The organism is Flaviramulus basaltis (assembly GCF_900114265.1).
In the GTDB taxonomy this organism is placed as follows: Bacteria; Bacteroidota; Bacteroidia; order Flavobacteriales; family Flavobacteriaceae; genus Flaviramulus; species Flaviramulus basaltis.
Genome location: NZ_FPKV01000003.1, coordinates 113,088 through 135,218 on the forward strand (window position 1 = coordinate 113,088; position 22,131 = coordinate 135,218).

Consider the following 22,131-nt stretch of genomic DNA (forward strand, 5'->3'; position numbering starts at 1 on the left):
ATTATGAAAAAGTTATTATTTACACTAGCGGCTATTTTTGTTACATCAATTGTTAAGGGACAAGTAACAGCAACTGAGAATTATATAAAGTCTACAACATTTCAGGTGGAAACCCAAGATGGTATAACTAACGCAAATACCCAAACCTCTTTGTTGGATGAAGAAAGAATACAAGCCATAACTTATTTTGATGGGTTGGGGAGACCAAAGCAAAATATTGATGTAAGGTCTGGAGGGAATAATACTGATATTATTACCCATATGGAATATGACGAGTTTGGAAGACAAGTCAAGTATTACCTTCCTATTGAGAGGCAAAGCGGTACTTCTGAAAGTTTCCATGCAATAAATATCTTTTCAGACATAAATTCATATTACCAGAACAAACACCCAAACGATTTTATTGGATTAAATACTGAAGAGGTTAATGCCTATTCTGAAAGTGTTTATGAAGCTTCACCATTAAATCGAGTAATTGAGCAAACAGCACCTGGTAAAGATTGGAGTAAAAACGTACACACTTATTTTACGATTGACGAAAGTTGGCCATATATAGATTTTATATCTCAAACCTCTGGTTATACTTCGGGAAACCCAGTGGATTTCTCAATAGATGAAAATGGATTGATGAGCTGTTCTTTAAGTTTTGGAGGTGCTGGGAATGGGATTAAATTGCAACTAGGCGATGTAAAGTTTTTGTCAAATAATATTCCAGATACAGATTTGGGATATATTTATGATGCGTTTTTTCATGTTACCACATCCTATCATGTTACTATACAGAATGGTTTTTTGCATATCGACTCACCAAATCAAGAATTTGTAAAGGGAGCCAGTGCAGCGTTTACCCACCAGTTTGATTTTAGTGACCAAGAAGTAGTTTATGGCGGACACACTATAAAGTTTGAATATGGTACTAATGTTGAGACAGACTATGTAAGACGTTTTGGTGTATCTTTTGTTAATGGCAATACCGAAGAACCCCAATTGGTCGATAACGATCTGTATGCACCCAATGAGCTTTATAAAACCATTACAAAAGATGAGAACTGGCAACCTAATCAATCCAAACCTAATGACCATACAACCGAAGAATACAAGGATAAACAAGGGCGAGTTATTTTAAAAAGAACCTTTGATGCAGGTAAATGGCATGACACCTATTATGTATATGATGATTTTGGGAACTTAACTTATGTGTTACCTCCAAAAGTAACTACCTATCAGGATATAACACAAAATTGGTTAGTTAAAACCTATGATTTTTTTGATGTTTCTGGTTTATTTGCACAACAAACAGATTACAATGAAATATCCTTTTATTTTTCTCCTAACGGTGTTTTGAATTTCTACATTTACGCCGAAGCAGAAGAAATAGAATTGGCAGATGGACTTGTAATGAATTTAGACTTTATCAGTCCATCGCTACCTAATATTGATTTAGGAGATATGTTTTTTTCTAATTCAAATAATCTTGCTGGGGATGCCTATATTCAAAATGGGAATTTATATTTTAATAGTGAGGGGTCCATTGACTACGGGGATACTGAATTTGACTTTTCAATCTATTTATCCAATTATCAAAATATTTTTACTCCTCCAGTTATTACCCAATCACAATTGGATGAATTAGCCTATCAATACAAGTATGATAGTAGAAACAGGCTTATAGAAAAGAAATTACCAGGTAAAGGTTGGGAGCATATTGTTTATAACAAGTTGGATCAACCAGTATTGACTCAAGATACAAATTTGCGAAGCCAAAACGAATGGTTATTCACAAAGTATGATGCTTTTGGGCGTATTGCCTATACAGGTAAATTAAGCGAGGCCGATTTAAGGCCAGCAGCACAACTTTATGCCAATGGTATAACAAATCAATTTGAGGAGAGAACAGTTACCCCTAACTTTTTGAATGGAACCTATGTTTATTATACACATGGTGCTTATCCAGAGGACGATGGTAGCTATGAGATATTGACTATTGCTTACTATGATGATTATATAGATTTACCTACAGGTCTCAACCCAACAATTACCACATACTATGGATTAACGTCTTCAACAAATACTAAAAGCTTATCCACTATAAGTAAAGTACGCGTTTTAGGAACAGCAGATTGGATAACCACTGTTACTTATTACGATGATAAAGGAAGACCTATTTATACATATAGTGAGAATGAGTACTTAGATACAATTGATATTGTTGAAAGCCAACTAGATTTTACTGGGAAGGTACTGGAAACCAAAACCACCCATAAAAAAACAGGACAAACAGATATTGTTACTATAGATACCTATGAGTATGATCATGTTGGTCGACTAATATCCCAAAAGCAAAACATTAATAACCAAGGTGAGGAGCTTATTGCCAAAAACCATTATGATGAATTGGGGCAGCTTGTAAAGAAGGACGTTGGTAACACAGAAGCACAACCATTACAGGAAATAGATTACACTTATAATATAAGAGGTTGGCTTAAAACTATAAACGACCCAACAAATCTTCACCAAGATAATGATTTATTCAGTTTTGGACTTAATTATAACAAACCTGAAGGACCATCAACATCATCTACTTATAATACACCATTGTATAATGGCAATATAAGCCATACCTATTGGAAAACCGATAATATTGATGGAGGACTAAGACATTACTCCTACAGATATGATGCATTAAACAGATTTAAAAATGCATATTTTGCAGAAAACCATACTTATAATAACAAATTTAATGAGTATATTTATAATTATGATAGGAATGGTAATATAGGTCGAATATTTAGGTTTGGGCTAAACCCGACAAACAGCCAATATAGTTATCCAATGGATAATATAACTTATACTTATGATGGAGGTAATAAATTAATGGGTGTGCAAGATAGTTATGGAACTAATACCACATCAAACTCAATGGGCGGTTTTAAGGATGGTAACACCGTTGGGTATGATTATAGTTATGATGATAATGGAAATATGTTAATAGATAGAAATAAAGGAATTATAACTCAAATTAAATACAATCATTTAAATTTACCTTACAAAATTGTTTTTAATGGAAATGATCCCCTTTTCGGAAATACGGCAGAAGTTATTGAATATTATTATACAGCAGATGGAGTTAAACTAAAGAAAGTTGTGAAAACAGGTACAACTCCTGGCAGTAAAAACAATGCGCGAAAGAATGTTGAAACCATATATTCTGGTAATTTTGTTTATCATAACTTGGATAACGGAAACGGAGAACAATTAGAATTTTTTAACCACCCCGAAGGCTATGTAGAACCAAAAAACGAGAATGATTTATCACAAGGTTTTGATTATATTTACCAATATAAGGATCATCTTGGAAATATTCGTTTGAGTTATAAAGATAGTAATCATGATGGTGTAGTGACAGGTGCAAGCGAGCAAATATTTGTTGATGATTTTGAAGATTCAGTTGAAGGAGTTGATTGGAACGGTACAGGAAATAGCTGGGGTTGGGATGTTGATGAATTTGATAGCAATTTTAAATTTAAAGGAAATAAATCAGCAAGATTAGATCCACACCCAACAGTTCATCATGAAAACGTTGCACACAGCAATGATTGGATTACGATTAGTAATACCCAAACGACTGATTATATATATTCGGCCTGGGTGTATCTTGAAAATGTTTCTGGGAACCAAGCTGATATTTTCCTGTTTATGAATGAACCGAATGAAACCGGGTATTATACTTTAATAGATTCTCAAACAACCAGTACTAAAGGAGTCTGGGTGTATTTAGAAAAGAAAGTAAGCGTTCCCCCTAACATCTCTGAACTGAACATACGTATTGACAATAATTATTCAGGTAGTGTTTGGTTTGATAATGTAAGCATTCGTAAAGCCAACGACCCCAATGATATTGAAATTGTTGAGGAAAACAACTACTATCCTTTTGGGCTTAAACACAAGGGGTATAATGATAATCCGTCTGCTTTTGCTAATCCAGCTCTAAAATGGAAATACAATGATGTTGAATTTGAAGAGGTATTAGGTTTGAACCTCTATGAAATGGATGTTAGAATGTATGACCCAGCCATAGCTAGGTTTAATGGTATAGACCCTGTTACGCATTTTTCTCAAGGTACAAGTGTAGGTTTTGATAATAATCCTATTTATTGGGCTGACCCCAGTGGTGCTGATTCCATAAATGGGGAAACCATTGGAGCTGATGGGTTGACCAACTCTCAATGGATGGAGCTTTCAAGACCTGGAGGTGGTGGTTTTGATGCCATGAGACAACAGGCTTTTGCTAACAGTACTTTTTTAGCTGAACAGAGAAGGAATGTTTCAGTAATTACAGGTGATTTACAAGATGGCTGTGTCGACTGTTCACTTTGTCCTGAAACTTGTATGGAAACGATTAGATCACGTTACGCACAAGTTGATATGGAAGGGACCCAGGAAAATTTACTAGCCATGGTTTGGGCTATTGGAAAAATTGATGGTTCTTTTAAATATGCGGATTATGCTGGTGCCTTAATTGTTCTAGAAGCCCTTGGTTTAGTCGGGATGATGAATCAAGCATTAATATTTACTCAAGACCATATTTATGTCCAATATTTATATAATAGCTATTATGCAAAGCAGGAAAAGGAAATTCAAAGAATACTCAGCAAAGAAGGAGGGCCTCCAGGCTTTATGTACTCTTTGATCGTAAATCACGACACAACTACTATGGATGTAAGAGGTAATATTGTACACTTAAATGCAGGTGATGTATGGAAATATGGAGAAACTACAAATGGTTTTAAAAGATATAGTGATGGTGAGTTAAGAACAATGGTACCTGGCGGTGTAACTATGGTACCTATGTTCTTTGGCAATACTGTTCAAATTAAAATTCAGGAAAAAATAATGATTTACGGACATTACTTAGCGACTGGCAGTTTGCCTCCAGGAAATAAGATCTTCAGATAATTTTAAATTTAAATAATTATGGAATTTTATATTGGTAGTCAATTCTCAAGAGAATTCAGTTTTGAAGAAAGTAGAGTAACTCAAAAGTTGGCTGAGGAACTTAATCTTTTCTTTAAAGACAAAGATTATGGAGAAAGAATAAAAAATATAGTAGTTGGTATAATATGTGTCTCAAAAGATTTTGAACCATTCTTTCCAGTACGACGAACAAAGGTTATGAGAAAAGAGCCCACAATTAGCTATGAAATTAAATTAGATTTTGAAAGTTTCAAATCGTCAAATGTAGACGAACGAAAATTACTTTTGGTTAAAGAATTCTTTAAAAAGACTAAAGAATATTTAACTGAAATAACTATCAAAGATTTTAAAAAGGATGAATTTATAAACGATTTGGAAATTTATTTTAAAAATATATCTAATTAATAGAAATTAGTAATATAAAACAAAAGTCATCATTGGTATAAAACAAAAGTCATCATTGGTAGTGTCCAAAATTAGTACATGGCTTTGATTGGGTAGTGTCCCAGATTAGGACATGGCTTTGATAAAAGAGATCATTAAAGAACGATAGCTAAAATAAATGTGAGTTACTGTTTTTTTAATAACATGGAAGAAGAACTTATAGTATATCAAGAGGTCGCGCTTCAAATTAGTGGGTGGTCATTATGTCTACTGTAACCATTTAAAATCAATCACATAAAATAAATAAAGTTTAAAAACAGGTGTATTTAGGTGTGCCTGTTTTTATTTTTGGTCTTTAAAATCAGTTAGAATAAGCCCATAGAATTCTTACGGTTTAAATTAGTGGTTAAATAATTTTAAAAACCCTTATCAACAGTAAGGGAAACCCTTATTTTTAATTTTTATTATTCATGTATTTTTATTACTAATTGAAATAAAATAATGACACGGAATTTCTTAAAATTAATAAGCATACTTCTAGTCCTTACAAGTTGCAAAACCATAGATTTTAACCAGGTTTCTCAAACCAAAACCACGCAACAAGTAGTATTGGGAAGTATCGGTTCGGAAAAAGAATTTTTATTGCAAACGGGTTTTAATAACAGTGCTGTCCCAAGCTATAAAAGCCCTATTAAGCTATCGGTAGTAATCAAGCCATTTACCAAACATACCCACAAAACGTTTTTAAAAGCTAAAGCCGTACAATCTGCTAATATTATAGTTAGATATGTGGACTCCCTTCCCAACAAACCAACATATACACAGTTACAAATAGCTGATAAAGTAGAACTTATTAAAGCATTGAACGCTGATGAAAATACCCAGGTTAAAGATTACCTAAGCCACAACCCTAAAGGCCAAGTATTAACGGGTATATCGTTGACTTTAAACAAAGAAACCCTAGAAGCAATAACAGGGGCGGATGCAGTTTTTTTAGTGGAACAAGGTTATAAAACCTATGCCATCCAATTGTATAAAAACAAAGTAAAAACACAAACTATTTATGTAAATGAAGGTATTGTTTTTGAATACCAAACCTCTTACTGTTGTTGGCAGGAAAACAACAAGCACCAATTGGATATTGTGGATTTGGTGAGTAAATACAGTGGGTGCCCCAACAATACGTACCGTTCATCAAAGCGAGCCAAAATGAACATTAACTATTATAAACTTTAAGGAGATGCAGAAAGTCATTTTGTTATTTATTCTAGGTTTTGGTTTTATAGCCTGTGATGACATTATAGAAGTAGTTGATATATCCAATAAAAGCGTGAGCATATTGGCACCCACAGAAAATAGTGCCATAGATATCACATTAGTCACTTTTTCTTGGAATCCTGTTGAAGATGCCGAGTCCTACCATTTACAAATAGCCACACCAAGCTTTGAAAATGCCATCCAAATTTTGGAGGATACCTTAATCACCAAAAAAAATTTTACAAAAACTTTGGAAGCCGCCAATTACCAATGGCGTATTCGTGGTGAAAATTCAAACTATCAAACCCCGTATGTAACAACTGGGTTTTCTGTAGAATAGTTAAACAATGAAAAATAAAACAAAAACATATATTTTATTGACGCTAGTTTTAGGCATTTGGGGCGTAATTGGATACAGGATAATGTCTGCATTGAACCCGACAGCACCAGAAATGGCTAAAACGAATTTTGATGTATCCTTTAACCCCAAAAAAAACACTGCTTTAGACACCTTTTCAATTCAAACAAGTGAACGAGATCCTTTTTTGGGAACATTGTACATAAAAAAGAAAATTGCTTCAAAACCCATAAAAACCGAAACTGTTAATTGGATGCCCATAATATATCATGGCACCGTTTCAGGGCAAGAAGGTAAGAACCAGATTTTTGTGGTGTCCATAAACAGTGAGCAACATTTGATGAAGCAGGGGCAAACCATCAATGACGTAACATTTATTAGAGGCAATAAAAGTCAAATTAATTTAAGCTATAAAGGCGAAAGGAAAACAATCAATAAAACATGAAAGGGCTCAAGGTAAAAGCGGGTGCCCTACAATTGACCATGTTTATCACAGTGGTGATTGCTTTATTGTTGGCGGCCTTTATCATTTTAATCCATACCCACAAACGCTTTAAAATACAAACCGATTTTGTAAAAGAAACCATTGCCAATGCCGATATGGGAATGGATTATGCTATAAATAATAACATCCGTTTAAATGATACCATTTCCCTAGATTTAAAAGAAGAGGACTATAAAACGGTTAAAGTACACAAAGACCATTGGGGAATTTTTGAAAAGGTGATTTCCATTTCCCAAATAAAACAAAATCGCTTTAAAAAAATAGCCTTGTTAGGAGCTTCACAGTCCAAACTGGATAGAACAGCTTTATATATTGAAGATAACAATAGACCTTTGGTAGTAGTAGGGAACACCAAAATACAGGGCATGAGCTATTTGCCAAAACAAGGCGTTAGAACAGGCAACATCTCTGGGCATTCCTATTATGGTAATTCGCTAATCTATGGCCCCACAAGAACCAGTAAAACGGAACTCCCAAAATTATCAAGCCAAATGCTTGAGCAGATTAAAACAATTCAAGAACAAATTGAAACCTTGAACCAAGAACAGTTTATAGATCTGGACAAAAATAGAACACATCAAAATTCATTTTATAATCCGTTACAAGTTGTTTATAGTAATTCTGATATCAATCTATCAAACGTGTCACTAATTGGGCATATTTTGGTTCAGTCCAAAACAAAAATCATAGTAGAGGCAAGCTCCAAATTAAAAGATGTTATTCTGGTCGCTCCAGAAATAGACATTAAAAGCAATACTAAGGGAACTTTTCAAGCATTTGCTTCCAAACAGATTACCGTTGGAACGCATTGTAAATTGGAGTTTCCAAGTGCATTGGTATTGATTGAAGATGCCAAAAATGATATCGAGGTTGCACAATCAAATAACCAAAAGGAAACACCATTCATAAAACTGGATAAAAACACGGAAATCAAAGGAACTATCATCTATTTGGGAAACACCAAAAACTATAAAGCACAGGTCTTTATTGATGAAAACACTGAAGTTACAGGCGAGGTGTATTGTTCACAAAATATGGAATTTCTCGGTAGTGTTTTTGGCAGTGTGTTTACATCCAATTTTATAGCCAACCAATCGGGGTCATCATATCAAAACCATTTGTATAACGCGACTATATCAATTGAGAATTTACCTGGAGAATATGTGGGATTGTCATTTGCAAATGCTAAAAAAAACATCGCAAAATGGTTATACTAAAAAAAATAAAAGCCTCCACACTCATGGAAACCTTAGTGGCCTCGGTACTAATAGTGGTTGTTTTTATGATTGCCAGTATGATATTGAACAACCTGTTTTCAAATACCATAAAAAGCAATACCAGAGTTATTGAAGCCCATATCAATGAATTACAATATTTATATAAAAATGAAAAACTTACGCTTCCATATTATGAAGATTTAGATAAGTGGAGTGTTGAAGTTAAAACATTCAAAGAGCAAAACATGCCGAAAGTTTTATTTGAAGCAAACCATATGGAAACAAAACAGAACTACTCAAAATCAGTTTATGCCAACAACTAACAAAATACAAGCCTTTACGCTCAGTGAAATGGTTGTGGTATTGATTTTAACCAGTATTGTTATTGGATTGTCCTTTTCAGTATTGAATTTGGTACAAAAACATATGGGTAGCATCCAAAATAATTTTAAGCAAAACACAGAGCTAAATAAACTGGAGCAATCACTATGGTTGGATTTCAATAGATATCCACAAATAAAATACGACGTATTGGAAGATGTTATCACATTTAGAAATGAGATAGATTCCATAACCTATCAAATCCATGAAGCTTATATCATCAAGGAGTTGGACACCTTTAATATCACTTTACAATCCAAGCAATTTTTCTTTGATGGCCATAAAACAGAAAAAGGGATCATAGATGCCTTGAAATTGGAAACCACGAAAGCTTTTCAAAACCAAACCTTATTTGTTTTTGAAGAAAACGACGCAACCCTTTTTATAAACTGATGGCTTTTGATTTAGATAACATAGCGGCACAAAACCCAGTTTTAAAAGAAGAGACCAAATCAACCTCTTTTTTACAAAAAGAGATCACGCTTTTTAATAAAGCCTTTACCAATAAAATAAAGGAAGATTTTTATACGGAGTTGAGTGTGTTATTGAAAGCAGGAATCACTTTAAAGGATGCTCTAGAATTAATTGAAAATTCCCAAAATAAGAAGCAAAATAAAGATATCCTAAACCTTATATCAAAAAACATTTTATTAGGGCAAATTTTGTCCGAAGCTCTAAAGACCCAAAAACAGTTTACTGACTACGAGTATTACTCAATAAAAATTGGTGAAGAAACAGGAACCTTGTTTCAGGTTACAGAGCAATTGGGAAGTTTTTTTGCACGAAAAAATGAACAACGCAGAAATTTAATAAGTGCCTTAACCTATCCTATCATTATTTTGAGCACCGCCGTTTTGGTTGTGTGGTTTATGTTGCGTTTTGTGGTGCCTATGTTCCAGGATATCTTTAGGCAACAAAATGTAGAGCTGCCAGCTATTACGAAGTTTATAATTGGTCTATCAGAATTTTTGGGAAATTATGGATGGCTAATCTTAATAGTTTTAATAGCCCTGATAGTTTCAAAATCGTTTTTAAACAAAAAAAAGCGATTTAAACAATTTAAGGACACATTCATTTTAAGACTCCCTTTTATTGGTAGTTTTGTAAAAGCCATCTATTTGTCCCAGTTTACACAAGCTGTTTCTTTACTTACGGCTTCTAAGGTCCCCGTAATAAACAGCATCCAATTGGTAAAACAAATGATCGATTTCTATCCCTTGCAAGCTGCTTTGGAATCCGTCGAGCAGCATATTTTAAAAGGAGCTTCTTTAAGTAAAAGTTTAGGTCAACACAAACTGTTTGATGATAAAATGATAGCACTAGTTAAAGTAGCCGAGGAAACCAACCAGACCGAGTTTATTTTTGATAGGCTCAATATGCAATATAATACCCAAGTGCAGCAACAATCCAAAATGCTATCGACCATTATGGAGCCAATTATCATTTTGATCGTGGGTATCTTGGTAGGTGTTATATTGATCGCTATGTACTTACCGATGTTTAAGTTGAGTAGTGCAATAGGTTAAACATAAATTTAGTTCAAAATAAACTTAAGTTTTTATACCTGTTGCTTCTACAAATCGTATCTTTATACAAGTAAAGTAAAACAAAAGTTCTTATCAAATAAGTTACTTATTCGGTTACCATAACCAATTTAAAGTATGGAACTTATTGATTTAAAGGAGATAATAGGGTTAAAGGAACTTCCTGCCACCCCGACGAACCTAGAAATAGGAAGTATTAAAACACTGTTAATCGTATGATTATAAGTGTTTTTTGCTTTTAGGTATTTTATTTGATGCCAAATGAAAGCAATTAAACTCAATAAAAAGGAGTACAATCAGGTGTGCACTTTCTCACCAGAATTGTCGTAAATTTAATGAGCATTTAAAAGCAATTTGACTTTCGTTTTTACAAAAAAATGTCAAACTAAAGCGATTTAAAATGCAGACAAACAGCACCTTTTCAATTATTTTCTATACAAGAAAATCAAGAAGTACTGCGAACGAGTTATCGATCTATGTACGCATTACCGTATCTGGACAACGTTCAGAAATTAGTCTAAAACGAACGATTCTGTTTAAAGAATGGGACAGTTCCAAAAACAGAGGACGTGGAAGCACTTATAAAATAAGAGTTTTGAACACCTATCTAGACCAAGTTTATAGCCAATTATTGGATTGCCACAAACAACTGTTGGAAGAATCCAAGATCATTACAGCCAATGCCATAAAAGCAAGGTACTTGGGCGAGGATGATAACCATAAGACCTTAAAGGAATTAATAGCCTATCATAATACCAATATGGTCAGTGTTTTGAAACATGGTACAATGAAAAACGATGCTACCACAGAAAAATACTTGGATAAATTCCTGAACCAAAAACTAAAAGCAAGCGACATTCATTTAAAACAATTAAATTATCGCTTTATCATTGACTTTGAACAGTATTTGAGACACTATAAGAACAATAAAAAGAAATTGTCCTTATCTAACAATGGTGTCATGAAACATTTGGAACGCTTCAAGAAAATGATAAACCTAGCGGTAAAACTGGAATGGATATTGAAAAACCCATTTGCACAATTCCAAATGAAGTTTGATAAATATGATAGGGCATAACCTAACGGAAAGAGAACTGGAGCAAATTGAAAACACCTATTACAACAACGATAGGTTAGAGCGAATAAAAGACTGTTTCATATTTTCTTGTTATACGGGACTGTCCTATGTCGATGTCAAGGAACTGACATTAAACCAAATCACCATAGGAATAGATGCGACCCATTGGATATTCACCAAACGGGAGAAAACGAACGGAAGGGTAAACATACCCATCCTGCCCCAAGCCATGGCTATTATCGATAAATACAGGGATGCCAGTGAAAAGAAAGAAAACAGCCTACTGTTGCCTCTTTGCTCAAACCAAAAGGCAAACAGTTACCTAAAGGAAATATCCAAGGACTGTGGCATACACAAGAACGTTACTTTCCACGTTGCTAGACATACTTTTGCCACTACGGTGATGCTATCCAACGGCGTTCCCATCGAAACAGTGTCCAAACTGCTGGGACATACTAAACTATCCACCACTCAGCTCTATGCGCGGGTAGTGGAGACCAAGATAAGTGAGGATATACAAAATCTTCTCATAAGGTTTGAAACAAAAAAGAAAAAAGCAATGGAAGTTTTAGAGGGCTGAAAACCGTTTTTAAAGGGATGGATTCAGAGGCTGGGTATTTAAAAATGGTTTTTGTAACAGTTCAGAAGTGTGCGCGGTGAATCCATGGCTTTAAAAATGAAGCAAGCTCGCCCGAAGCGAGCGCGGTAGGTCAAAGCGCATCTTCTTCTAATTTTTCATTTATGGTGTTGTATTGTTCAACGGTCAATTTTAAGGAATAATGATTGGCACTAAAAGTATTTTTGACTAACCTCATATTTTTAAGGATATCGCCAAGTCTGTACCTAATTTGTGTCAATTTCTCATTGTTTTTCGAATCGGCATCGCGATAGTACGCTAGTTCCTCATTTTCAGTTATAATGTTTGGTTCTCCAAATTCATTTTCTGCTACACTTGGATTTTGAACAGTTTCCATTTCATCAAATAGCGATTCTAATAGTTTCTTTGTGGATTTTAGTTGTGTTTCTTCAACATTTCTTAAAATAGATACAATGGCATCCATGCGTTTATTTAATGTATTTGTAAAAGATATATTGTTCGGACCCAAAGTGTCATAGGGAGATAAATTGTTATCCTCAAAAAAGGCAATCATAAAATCCAGAGTTTCAGAATAGCTTGGGCTTGTTTTTTTAGAATATTTCTTGAATTTATCAATGGTTTTTTTCTTTAACAGAATGGTATTAAAATCATCCATAATATATTAAATTGTTACAATGAAACGTTGAATTTACTGGGGTTAAAATCAAATTTAGGGCAAATTTGAAAAACAACAAAATCCTTAATGAATTTAATCAATTGAAAATCAGCAAAGTACAAATAAGTAACATCGCGCAGCGTGTTACCCTCTTGCTATTTCCCCCTTAGTTTTACAAACACGCTTTATTTAGGGATTATTTATATGTTAGTGAGTTTCTTTAATTGTTAACTTTCTATCGGGGAATACTCTTAAAAATTGAATCCAAAAACTAAATTAATATATAATATATAAGTAACAATTTAGATTTTTCATGTGCAAAATTGATGTTTAAATCAACAGGAACTATTTTTATGATAAAAACAAAGTTAAATTCCACTCCTGCCCAAATAGGTACGCACATACGAATGTTCACCTGTTAAAAAACTCCTTGGACTATCACCAATTAATTTTTTAAAATCATTAATAAAATGCGCTTGGTCGTAGTAACCACAATCTAAAGCTAGATGATGTAGTTTTTCAGTATCTGATGAGTTTAACATTTCAAACACTGTATTAAGCTGTATAACTTTACAAAAATACTTAGGTGATACACCTATAACTTCCTTAAATTTTCTTCTAAAATGACGGAGACTAATTCCAAGTTTTTCTGCAAGAGTTTCCTGTGCTATTATTCCATTAAGTTGATAAATATGTATTAAAGCCTCTTCTAACCATTCAATTTTTGGTAAACTATTAGCGGAAAGATCTTTTAAAAATTCAAGCATAAAAGACACACGATTAATTGGCAATTTACATTTAGTTAAGTTTTTATAGAGGTTTTGTGTATTGTTAGGTGAAACCTTATTGAAGCTACGCCATTGGTTTAAAAAATAATCACCATTTTTATGAAATAAGTAATAAGGAGCTGAAGGATATAGTATAAAACCAATTTGTCCAAATTCACCATCTATTTTAATTTGAATATCAGTATTATATACTTGGCCAGCAACATTCAATCTTGAATCAGGTTTTATAATTTGATTATTTATATGAAGTAAAGGAATATCACGGTATATATTAATTAACAATGGAAAACCATTTGGGTGAACAGGATATGTTGTAGTAATTACAGATTTTGATTCACCTTGAATTACTGCTACAATATAAGGTTGCAGTTCTTGAGGGATATTATAATCTAACTTTTTAACAAAAGAATCTATCATTTATTAAATTATCTTTTAATCTTTACATCAATAAGGATGTCCGAATTTTACAATAAAGCATAATTCAAAAAAGCTATTTTCTAATATAGAATAATTAAAAGAAAAATAGATAATTAATTATGCATAAAATAGCGCTTAAATCGTTTTTTTTAAGAATCATAATCCTTTTATGTTATATAGTTTTCTTTTCAGAAGGTATTGCTCAGAATCAAATTACTTTTAGGCAACTTTCTGTAAAAGACGGACTTTCTCAAAATAGTGCGGTATCCATTTCTCAAGATAGTATCGGTTTTTTATGGATAGCAACTCAAGATGGATTAAACAAATATGATGGAAAAAAGTTCACTACCTACCCCTTCAGCTTTATAGATATTACAAAACCTAATTATAGTAATCTTGGAAAAGTATATACTGATAGAAAAGGGGAAGTATGGATTATACCTATTAGTAAAATACCTCATAAATTAAATAGAGAATTTAATGTATTTGAGCCTATCTCAACAATCGATGATGCAAGTGTAATTTATCAAGACACAAATTTTAATTACTGGATTGGTACGTATTCAAGCGGTCTTTATTTAATAAACCCATACACTTACAAATCAAAAAAAATAGTATCTACGCAACAACTCAAAGGCACTGTTTTTCAAATAGCCGAAAACAAAAACTCAGACCTTATATTAACCAGTGAAAAACAAATTATAGAGTTAAACTTAAGTTCTAATATTGCTAATTATATTAAACCACAAACTATATATGGGGATAGCATTAAACAAAACTTTAGTACTATTGTTTTTGATAAAAATGAAAGACAATGGATTGGAACTTATGGCGACGGACTTTATTTTAGAGACAAAAAAGATGAAATATTTAATAGAATTTCTAAGCTTTCTTTTACAGATCCTTTACCGATAGATCTTAATATTTTAGCATTATATATAGATTCAAAAGGCCGACTTTGGATTGCGAGTTATGGTAGAGGATTATATATGATAGATTTTGAAAATACCAAAATATCTCATTTTAAGGTTGAAAAACAAAATCCTAAAGCACTTCATTACAATGATATTTTAAATATTTATGAAGATTATTCTGGTACTTTATGGTTTGGTTCAGATGGTGCTGGAGTTAGTTATTATGATGAGTATCTAGAAAAGTTTAATTCATTCATTAATTTTCAAACACCCGAAAATATAAGTATTGATGTAATTAGAGCAATTACAACAGATGCCAATAATAATATATGGTTGGGTACTTCAGGTAAAGGATTAACTCAATACAAGCCAGCAACAAATAGCTGGAGAACATTTAATACAAATATAGACGCTAAAAACACTATTTCTTCTAATAGAATTATGAGCCTTTTTGTAGATGATGATAATGTATTGTGGATTGGTACACAAGCTGGAGGGTTAAATTTACTAGATACCAGTAATTATATAAAAAAGTACACAACTACATCTAATCCTTTTTTGTCTGCAATAACAATTTGGGATATTTTTAAAGATAACCAAAACAGATTTTGGTTAGGGACTAGAGATAATGGTTTGATTCAATTTAATAAAACTAAGGGTGAAATTAAAAAATATACGATAATAGATTCCTTACCTAGCAATAATATAAGAGTAATTGAACAAAGTAATTCTAATAGTTTATGGTTAGGCACAGAAGAAAATGGTGTGGTTTTATTTGATATGAAAAAAGAAACATTTAAACAATATAAATTTCAGTCTAATAAAAACTCTTTGTCAAATAATAAAATTAAAACACTGTATTATGACTCTAAAGATATTTTATGGATAGGGACAAATGGTGGTGGTTTAAATGCCTTTGATACTAAAAAGGAATATTTTTATCATTTTACAACTAAAGATGGTCTTGCTAATAATGTTATTTATGCTGTATTGCCCGATAAAAATGGGAATCTTTGGTTAAGTTCTAATAAAGGGATTACTAAATTTACCCAAGGCAAATCATTAGAAGATCCTCCCAAAGTTATAAATTATGATAATTATGCTGGTTTAGCAACAGAGTTCAATACTGGAGCCTATTATATAGATTCAAAGTTTAATCTTTACTTTGGAGGATTAGATGGGTTTTATTGGTTTAATCCTAACAATATTGAGGAAAATAGGATACTTCCTAAAACAACAATTACGGGCTTTGAAGTACTTGATGAGCCTCAATTATTAAAACAAGGCACAAAACTAAAACATAACCAAAATACATTATCTTTTACTTTTTCGAGTTTGCAATATTCACTACCCGAAAAGAACATGTATCAATATCAATTATTAAATTATGATAAAGATTGGGTACAGGCAGGTAATAATAATTTTGTTCGTTATCCACAAATACCTCCTGGAGATTATGAATTTAGAGTAAAGTCTAGTAATTATGATGGCGTTTGGAACGAAATCCCCGAAACATTTAAATTCTCAATAGCAACGCCTTGGTATTTAACCACTTTGGCAAGGACTATTTATGTCCTTTTACTACTAATTACAATTTTTGGAATATATTCATATTTAAAATGGCGCTGGAGGATACAATTAGACTTGCAATTGAAAGAAAAAGAAGCCGAACGATTTAAAAAACTCAATGATTTTAAATCAAAATTGTATACAGATATATCTCATGAATTTAGAACACCCTTAACACTTATATCAGGTCCTATAGATGCAAAACTAGGGGAAGGTAAAATATCAGACTCTGACTTTGCTAATTTCTCTATGATTAAACGCAATACAAATAGATTATTATCCCTTGTAGATCAATTATTGGATTTAGCTAAACTAGATAAGGGTAATTTAAAATTAAAGATCTTTCAAGGTAAAATCGACTTGTTTCTTAATAATATTGCGGCTTCTTTTGATTATAAATCGGAAACAAAAAAAATAAATTACACAATAAATATAGAGTCTATAAAAAATGCTTGGTACGATGAAGATATACTAGAAAAAATAGTAACAAATTTACTTTCAAATGCATTTAAATACAGTCCTGAAAATGGTATTTGTATGTTTATAGTCAAAAGAGACATAAGTAATATAGAGATTCATGTAAAAAACACAACCGAGAATCTTTCAGAAGTTCAATTAGAAGATCTTTTTACCCGATTTTATCAAAAAGATGAATATGCTGAAGGTGCTGGAATAGGACTCTCATTAGTAAGAGAGCTAATTCAGTTATATAATGGTGAAATATCTGTTAATCTTGAAAAGGATAATGTGATTGATTTTATGGTGATTCTCCCTATTTATAAAAAATCATTTAACAAAGAGGATATTTTAAAAGAATCTCTAAAAAAGGAAACACCTAATACAGTTATTTTAGATACTATAGATGTTGAACAAGATTTTGTAATAGAAGGCAATGAAAATGAAATACCTATTTTGTTAGTAGTAGATGATCATACTGAAGTTCGTCAATTCATAAAATCAATATTAAAACATAAATATCAAGTATTTGAAGCCGAAAATGGAAAACAAGGAATAAAAAAAGCCATGCAATTGGTGCCAGACATTATTATTTCAGATGTTCGAATGCCAATTTGCGACGGGATTGAGTTGTGTAACTCACTTAAGGCTGATGAACTAACCAGTCATATTCCTATTGTGTTATTAACAGCTGGAACTGGAGAAGAAAAGGAATTAAAAGGGTTACAATCAGGGGCTGATGATTTTATAACAAAGCCTTTCAAATTAAGAATACTTGAAACAAAAATAGCAAACCTTATTGAAATTCGGAAATCATTAAGGAGTCGATATAGTCAAGAATTTATATTAAAGCCTAAAGAAATATCCATTACTTCAACAGATGAAGCATTTTTGAATAAAATACAGCAAATATTAGATAAACATTTGTCTAATCCAGATTTTAATGCAGTTTCCTTTAGTAAAGAATTAGCCATGAGCAGAATGCAATTACATAGAAAATTATTGGCTTATACAGGTATATCAACTTCAGCATTTATAAGATCTCAAAGGTTAAAACAGGCATTACATATTTTAAAAACTTCTGATGCAACAATAAATGAAGTAGCTTATATGGTTGGCTTCAATACCCCTTCTTATTTTATAAAATGTTTTAAGGAAGCATACAAAAAAACACCTTCTGAATATTTTGAATCCCTTTAATAGCAAGATTTTTCAAAGCCTGTTACATTTCTTCTATCATTTGTTACATACGTAGTATTCGTTTCATGGTAATGCGTTTAGTTTTGGTTTAGAATTTTAAATCAAATTAAGATGAAACTGAAATACATAATGTGCCTAATCACATTTTTAATATTTGGTTTACACCTAAAGGCACAAAATTCTCAAACCGAATCAAGCGAAGAATCTTCAACAAACCAATCTGAAGTAAAAGTATGGTCAAAGTACAACTTTGTACCTGGTGACGAAATTATTTTTCAAGATGATTTACTTGTGGAAGAAAATGGCGAGTTTCCTTCACGTTGGGATTTATTAAAAGGAAATGCTGAAAATGCCGTTTTTGAAAATGAGAATGCTATCAATTTTGAAAATAGAAGTATTGTAACGCCACTTATAGATAAGCAAAACTACTTACCTGAAATTTTCACCATTGAGTTTGATGCCTATTTTAATGATGTTTACTACAGTTGGCAGAGTTATAATATCCGTTTTTGGAAAGGAACAAAAGAGTATATAAAACTAAACAGCGAGAATGACGACATTTTTAAGACACTAAAAATCCATAATAATGGCGCTTATGCTGAAACACGCATCGAAAAATTTACCAAAAAATTTGAAGGTTATGATGATAATATAAAAGGACAGCTACCTGGTTGGAAACATATTGCTATTTCTTTTAACAAGCGAACATTAAAAGTATTTGTAGATCAATACAGAGCTTTAAATATTCCAAATTTAAAAATTAAGCCAGAAATAGTAAGCATCGAATCATATACTAATAATAAGGATGGGCTTATTATGGCTATTAAAAATGTTCGAATTGCTGAAGGCGGTAAAAAGTTATACGACAGGGTAATGTCTGATGGTAAGTTTGTTACCACAGGTATTTTATTTGATGTAAACAAAGCTACTTTAAAACCTGAATCTATGGGTATCATAAACGAAGTAGCTAAAATGATGCAAGAACATCCCGATTTAAATTTTAGTATTGAAGGCCATACAGATAGTGATGGTGCCGATGACTACAATCAACAACTTTCCGAACAAAGAGCCAACACTGTAAAAGGAACTTTAATAGAGTTGGGTATAGATGAAACAAGGTTACAAACAAAAGGGTTAGGCGAAAGTGTACTACTTAATGATAATAATACTGCCGAAAACAAGGCGAACAACAGAAGAGTAGAATTTATAAAAATTTAAAACTATGAAGACAATAATAACACGGTGTTTAATCCTATTTCTATTATGTGGAACAACTACACATGCACAATTTTTTAAAAAATTAAAAGAGCGCGCTAAAGATGCAGCAGAAGAAACGGTTCTGCGTAAATCAGAAGAAAAGGTTGCGCAAAAAACCGATCAAACTATGGAGAAAATCTTCAATATTAATTTCGGTAAGGGAAAAGCTATAGATCCATCACTTTTATCATCAAGCTACAACTTCAATTGGAGGTACACCTTAGAGATGATCACTAAAGAAGGTAATTTAAAAATGCACTACTATCTAAACGAAGATGCAGACTATTTTGGAAATCAACCAGAAATGCCCAATGGTAAAGGTTCAGGCTCTATGGGTAATATGTTTATGGTCTATGATTTGAAGAATGAGTTAATGGCAATTTTTATGGCAAACGGTACTAAAAAAACTGGAATGGCCATGAGTATACCTAAAATGGACGAAATAGTTGAAGATCAGGATTTTTCTGAAACCTCTTTTAAAGAAATCGGTACCAAGGAAATTTTAGGTTACACCTGTCAAGGTTTTGAAATGGATAGTAAAGAATACCATATTGTAATGTATGTCGCTTTTAATACACCAGTAAGTTTTAATAATTACAAAGAAAGCATGTCTAAAAACCTACCTAAGGGATTTAATAAAAAATGGCTGGAAAAATTAGAAGACAATAGTCTTATGATGGAAATGACCTATACCAACAAAAAGAAAAGTAAACTTTCTGGCACCATGACATGTGTGGCTTTAGTAAATGAAACCAAGAGCATTCAAGTTTCCGATTACTCCTTTGATTTTCAAAAAGGTACAGAAAAAGCCACTGAAGAAAGTAAAAATGATTATTAATTTAAAACAAGAAGTTATGAAAGCAAAAATTTTAATTCCTATTCTTTTTTTAACGCTGAGCTTATTTAAGGTTCAATCTCAAAAATTGACCATTCAAAAAGAGACAAAAGTTGTCCTTATAGTTGATAAAAAAACGAACATAGCAACCAATTTGGCTGATTATTCGGAAATACAGGATCTAATGAACTCAAGAAAACTATTAGCTAAATACCCAAACAGCATGTTTTTTCCAGGTATAATTAAAGGAAGTTATGTTAGTAGTAAAACACTATTAGGATTGCCGATAGATACCATGTTAACTATTTATAATGATAAACCACTTTTCTCTGGTGATCATTTTTTTCTAGGAGATCACTTCAAAATTACTAGCAGGGAAGTATCTATAATGTCGAGCCAAAAGGGAGAATTAGAGTTAAAAATTATTCGTTAACAAAATACAGAATAACTGTTCTTATAATCAAAAAAAAGAAAATCATGAAAAAAATATTAATAATTACGTTGTTAGTAATTATTTGTTTGGTGTTTGCAGCAGCTAACAAAGTAGATATTTATAAAGATGAGAATAGTGTAAACACTATAATAGAAAACAACGATATAGAGTTAATGAATGCTGCTTTGGTGGCGCCAAATGGCAATGCTTATTTTTTTAAAGGCATTTGGTGTCATCAATATAATATTAAAACAGACAAACTTATTGCAGTTCGCAAACTAAAAACAGATGCCTTTAAGGGGGTGGAAACCAATGTTGATGCGGCTTTAATGCATCCTACAAATAGCTATGGCTATATTTTTAAAGGGAATACCTATTACCGGTTCGACTTTAAAAAAGGGCAGAGGGATAAGATGGGAATTATTGGAAAGAATGGTTGGTCTGGACTCCAAGGGCCTTTTGATGCGGCACTTGTTCACCCAATTAATAAAAATGCCTATTTCTTTAAAGGAAGAAATTATTATCGCTATAATTTGTCTTCAGATAAAGTTACAAAAGTAGGCACAATTGGTGTAGATGGGTGGAAAGGAGTACCTCTAGATACAGATATGGCGGTAATACACTCCAATGGTAAAGCGTACTTTTTTAAGGACGATTATTACTACCGTTTTGATTTCCAAAAAGATAGAATGGATAAAAGAGGATTTATAGGTAGAGATGGATGGCCAGAACTTTTTAATAAAATTGATGCAGTAGTATATTCATCAATTTCAAATCAACGTTATTATTTTAAAGGACAAAATTGTTTTATACCTGATTATAAAGCAACAAGTGGTAAAGTTTCTAGTGAACGAGATGTTGTTCATACGCCTTATAAAATAGGATATGCTATTTTTCCTGGAATAACCTCAAATATAGACGCAGCTTTGGAGCATCCTAAGAGTAAAAAATTATACTTTTTTAAAGGTAAAAAATACTACATCTATGATAAATCATTGGACAAAGTAATTGATATTAAAACAATTGGAGTTTATGACTGGAAGGGAGTACCAGCTGATGTAGATGCTGCAACGGTTTATAAAAATGGATATGCCTATTTTTTTAAGGGGCAACACTATTATAGATATGATTTTATCAAAAAAAAAGCTGATAACCCAAGAACTATTGGATTAGATGGTTGGAAGGGAATACCATATTATATTGATGCTGCTGACGCCAATGCTTTCTATAAAAAATCTATTGAATATCAGTATTCCAGTGAAAAATTAACTATTAAGTATCCTATACCCAATTCTATTTTCAAATAACTAA

18 protein-coding genes are annotated in these 22,131 nt (G+C 32.2%); 16 read left to right on the forward strand and 2 right to left on the reverse strand.

Annotated elements, in window-relative coordinates; genetic code table 11:
* The first annotated feature begins 3 nt into the window (after nt 1-3).
* From BT151_RS12865 to BT151_RS18960, 11 genes are all read left to right on the forward strand, one after another.
* Complete coding sequence (locus tag BT151_RS12865) at nt 4-4,956, forward strand: DUF6443 domain-containing protein (RefSeq protein WP_072402756.1); 4,953 nt, start codon at nt 4-6, stop codon at nt 4,954-4,956.
* A gap of 18 nt (nt 4,957-4,974) precedes the next feature.
* Entirely contained in the window at nt 4,975-5,379 is a 405-nt protein-coding gene (locus BT151_RS12870) for an Imm44 family immunity protein (protein ID WP_072402757.1), read from the forward strand.
* 480 nt (nt 5,380-5,859) lie between these two features.
* Nucleotides 5,860-6,594 (forward strand): hypothetical protein, encoded by a 735-nt coding sequence (locus BT151_RS12875; RefSeq protein ID WP_072402758.1) that lies wholly within the window; start codon nt 5,860-5,862, stop codon nt 6,592-6,594.
* A gap of 4 nt (nt 6,595-6,598) precedes the next feature.
* Entirely contained in the window at nt 6,599-6,955 is a 357-nt protein-coding gene (locus BT151_RS12880; protein ID WP_072402759.1) for a hypothetical protein, read from the forward strand.
* A 7-nt stretch (nt 6,956-6,962) separates the two neighbouring features.
* Complete coding sequence (locus BT151_RS12885; protein WP_072402760.1) at nt 6,963-7,418, forward strand: hypothetical protein; 456 nt, start codon at nt 6,963-6,965, stop codon at nt 7,416-7,418.
* On the forward strand, nt 7,415-8,695 hold the full coding sequence (locus BT151_RS12890) for a hypothetical protein (RefSeq protein WP_072402761.1): 1,281 nt from the start codon (nt 7,415-7,417) through the stop codon (nt 8,693-8,695). Before BT151_RS12885 ends, BT151_RS12890 begins: the two co-directional genes overlap by 4 nt.
* Nucleotides 8,683-9,018, forward strand: coding sequence for a hypothetical protein (locus tag BT151_RS12895; RefSeq protein ID WP_072402762.1), 336 nt, complete (start codon nt 8,683-8,685; stop codon nt 9,016-9,018). The genes BT151_RS12890 and BT151_RS12895 overlap by 13 nt, the downstream gene beginning before the upstream one ends.
* Nucleotides 9,005-9,469, forward strand: a complete 465-nt coding sequence (locus BT151_RS12900; protein ID WP_245794844.1) for a PulJ/GspJ family protein — start codon at nt 9,005-9,007, stop codon at nt 9,467-9,469. Before BT151_RS12895 ends, BT151_RS12900 begins: the two co-directional genes overlap by 14 nt.
* Nucleotides 9,469-10,602: a type II secretion system F family protein gene (locus BT151_RS12905; protein ID WP_072402764.1), complete on the forward strand. Its 1,134-nt coding sequence runs from the start codon at nt 9,469-9,471 to the stop codon at nt 10,600-10,602. The genes BT151_RS12900 and BT151_RS12905 overlap by 1 nt, the downstream gene beginning before the upstream one ends.
* Before the next feature lie 418 nt (nt 10,603-11,020).
* On the forward strand, nt 11,021-11,698 hold the full coding sequence (locus BT151_RS18955) for a phage integrase SAM-like domain and Arm DNA-binding domain-containing protein (protein ID WP_317041241.1): 678 nt from the start codon (nt 11,021-11,023) through the stop codon (nt 11,696-11,698).
* A complete protein-coding gene (locus tag BT151_RS18960) occupies nt 11,685-12,278 on the forward strand; it encodes a site-specific integrase (RefSeq protein ID WP_317041242.1) in 594 nt (197 codons plus the stop codon). The genes BT151_RS18955 and BT151_RS18960 overlap by 14 nt, the downstream gene beginning before the upstream one ends.
* Nucleotides 12,279-12,408: 130 nt before the next feature.
* Here BT151_RS18960 and BT151_RS12915 read toward each other — a convergent pair whose 3' ends face one another.
* Together BT151_RS12915 and BT151_RS12920 are read right to left on the reverse strand one after the other, a co-directional pair.
* Entirely contained in the window at nt 12,409-12,951 is a 543-nt protein-coding gene (locus BT151_RS12915; RefSeq protein ID WP_072402765.1) for a BfmA/BtgA family mobilization protein, read from the reverse strand.
* Nucleotides 12,952-13,319: 368 nt separating this feature from the next.
* On the reverse strand, nt 13,320-14,156 hold the full coding sequence (locus BT151_RS12920; protein WP_072402766.1) for a helix-turn-helix domain-containing protein: 837 nt from the start codon (nt 14,154-14,156) through the stop codon (nt 13,320-13,322).
* A 119-nt stretch (nt 14,157-14,275) separates the two neighbouring features.
* Here BT151_RS12920 and BT151_RS12925 point away from each other — a divergent pair, with 119 nt between their 5' ends.
* The 5 genes from BT151_RS12925 (at nt 14,276) to BT151_RS12945 (ending at nt 22,127) form a co-directional block, all read left to right on the forward strand.
* Nucleotides 14,276-18,295 carry a hybrid sensor histidine kinase/response regulator transcription factor gene (locus tag BT151_RS12925; protein ID WP_072402767.1) on the forward strand — a complete coding sequence of 1,340 codons (4,020 nt, stop codon included), beginning with the start codon at nt 14,276-14,278 and terminating at the stop codon, nt 18,293-18,295.
* A 111-nt stretch (nt 18,296-18,406) separates the two neighbouring features.
* Nucleotides 18,407-19,513 (forward strand): OmpA family protein, encoded by a 1,107-nt coding sequence (locus BT151_RS12930; RefSeq protein WP_084647961.1) that lies wholly within the window; start codon nt 18,407-18,409, stop codon nt 19,511-19,513.
* A 4-nt stretch (nt 19,514-19,517) separates the two neighbouring features.
* The gene (locus BT151_RS12935) at nt 19,518-20,390 is read left to right on the forward strand and encodes a DUF4412 domain-containing protein (protein ID WP_072402769.1); all 873 of its coding nucleotides are present in this window, start codon (nt 19,518-19,520) and stop codon (nt 20,388-20,390) included.
* 16 nt (nt 20,391-20,406) lie between these two features.
* Complete coding sequence (locus BT151_RS12940) at nt 20,407-20,820, forward strand: hypothetical protein (protein WP_143144309.1); 414 nt, start codon at nt 20,407-20,409, stop codon at nt 20,818-20,820.
* Nucleotides 20,821-20,864: 44 nt separating this feature from the next.
* Nucleotides 20,865-22,127 (forward strand): hemopexin repeat-containing protein, encoded by a 1,263-nt coding sequence (locus BT151_RS12945; RefSeq protein WP_084647962.1) that lies wholly within the window; start codon nt 20,865-20,867, stop codon nt 22,125-22,127.
* Nucleotides 22,128-22,131: the final 4 nt, after the last annotated feature.

Bases quoted from the DNA above. Each gene is read 5' to 3' on its own strand.
- BT151_RS12865 (WP_072402756.1), top strand. From the start codon at position 4: ATGAAAAAGTTATTATTTACACTAGCGGCTATTTTTGTTACATCAATT.
- BT151_RS12870 (WP_072402757.1), top strand. From the start codon at position 4,975: ATGGAATTTTATATTGGTAGTCAATTCTCAAGAGAATTCAGTTTTGAA.
- BT151_RS12875 (WP_072402758.1), top strand. From the start codon at position 5,860: ATGACACGGAATTTCTTAAAATTAATAAGCATACTTCTAGTCCTTACA.
- BT151_RS12880 (WP_072402759.1), top strand. From the start codon at position 6,599: ATGCAGAAAGTCATTTTGTTATTTATTCTAGGTTTTGGTTTTATAGCC.
- BT151_RS12885 (WP_072402760.1), top strand. From the start codon at position 6,963: ATGAAAAATAAAACAAAAACATATATTTTATTGACGCTAGTTTTAGGC.
- BT151_RS12890 (WP_072402761.1), top strand. From the start codon at position 7,415: ATGAAAGGGCTCAAGGTAAAAGCGGGTGCCCTACAATTGACCATGTTT.
- BT151_RS12895 (WP_072402762.1), top strand. From the start codon at position 8,683: ATGGTTATACTAAAAAAAATAAAAGCCTCCACACTCATGGAAACCTTA.
- BT151_RS12900 (WP_245794844.1), top strand. From the start codon at position 9,005: ATGCCAACAACTAACAAAATACAAGCCTTTACGCTCAGTGAAATGGTT.
- BT151_RS12905 (WP_072402764.1), top strand. From the start codon at position 9,469: ATGGCTTTTGATTTAGATAACATAGCGGCACAAAACCCAGTTTTAAAA.
- BT151_RS18955 (WP_317041241.1), top strand. From the start codon at position 11,021: ATGCAGACAAACAGCACCTTTTCAATTATTTTCTATACAAGAAAATCA.
- BT151_RS18960 (WP_317041242.1), top strand. From the start codon at position 11,685: ATGATAGGGCATAACCTAACGGAAAGAGAACTGGAGCAAATTGAAAAC.
- BT151_RS12915 (WP_072402765.1), bottom strand. From the start codon at position 12,951: ATGGATGATTTTAATACCATTCTGTTAAAGAAAAAAACCATTGATAAA.
- BT151_RS12920 (WP_072402766.1), bottom strand. From the start codon at position 14,156: ATGATAGATTCTTTTGTTAAAAAGTTAGATTATAATATCCCTCAAGAA.
- BT151_RS12925 (WP_072402767.1), top strand. From the start codon at position 14,276: ATGCATAAAATAGCGCTTAAATCGTTTTTTTTAAGAATCATAATCCTT.
- BT151_RS12930 (WP_084647961.1), top strand. From the start codon at position 18,407: ATGAAACTGAAATACATAATGTGCCTAATCACATTTTTAATATTTGGT.
- BT151_RS12935 (WP_072402769.1), top strand. From the start codon at position 19,518: ATGAAGACAATAATAACACGGTGTTTAATCCTATTTCTATTATGTGGA.
- BT151_RS12940 (WP_143144309.1), top strand. From the start codon at position 20,407: ATGAAAGCAAAAATTTTAATTCCTATTCTTTTTTTAACGCTGAGCTTA.
- BT151_RS12945 (WP_084647962.1), top strand. From the start codon at position 20,865: ATGAAAAAAATATTAATAATTACGTTGTTAGTAATTATTTGTTTGGTG.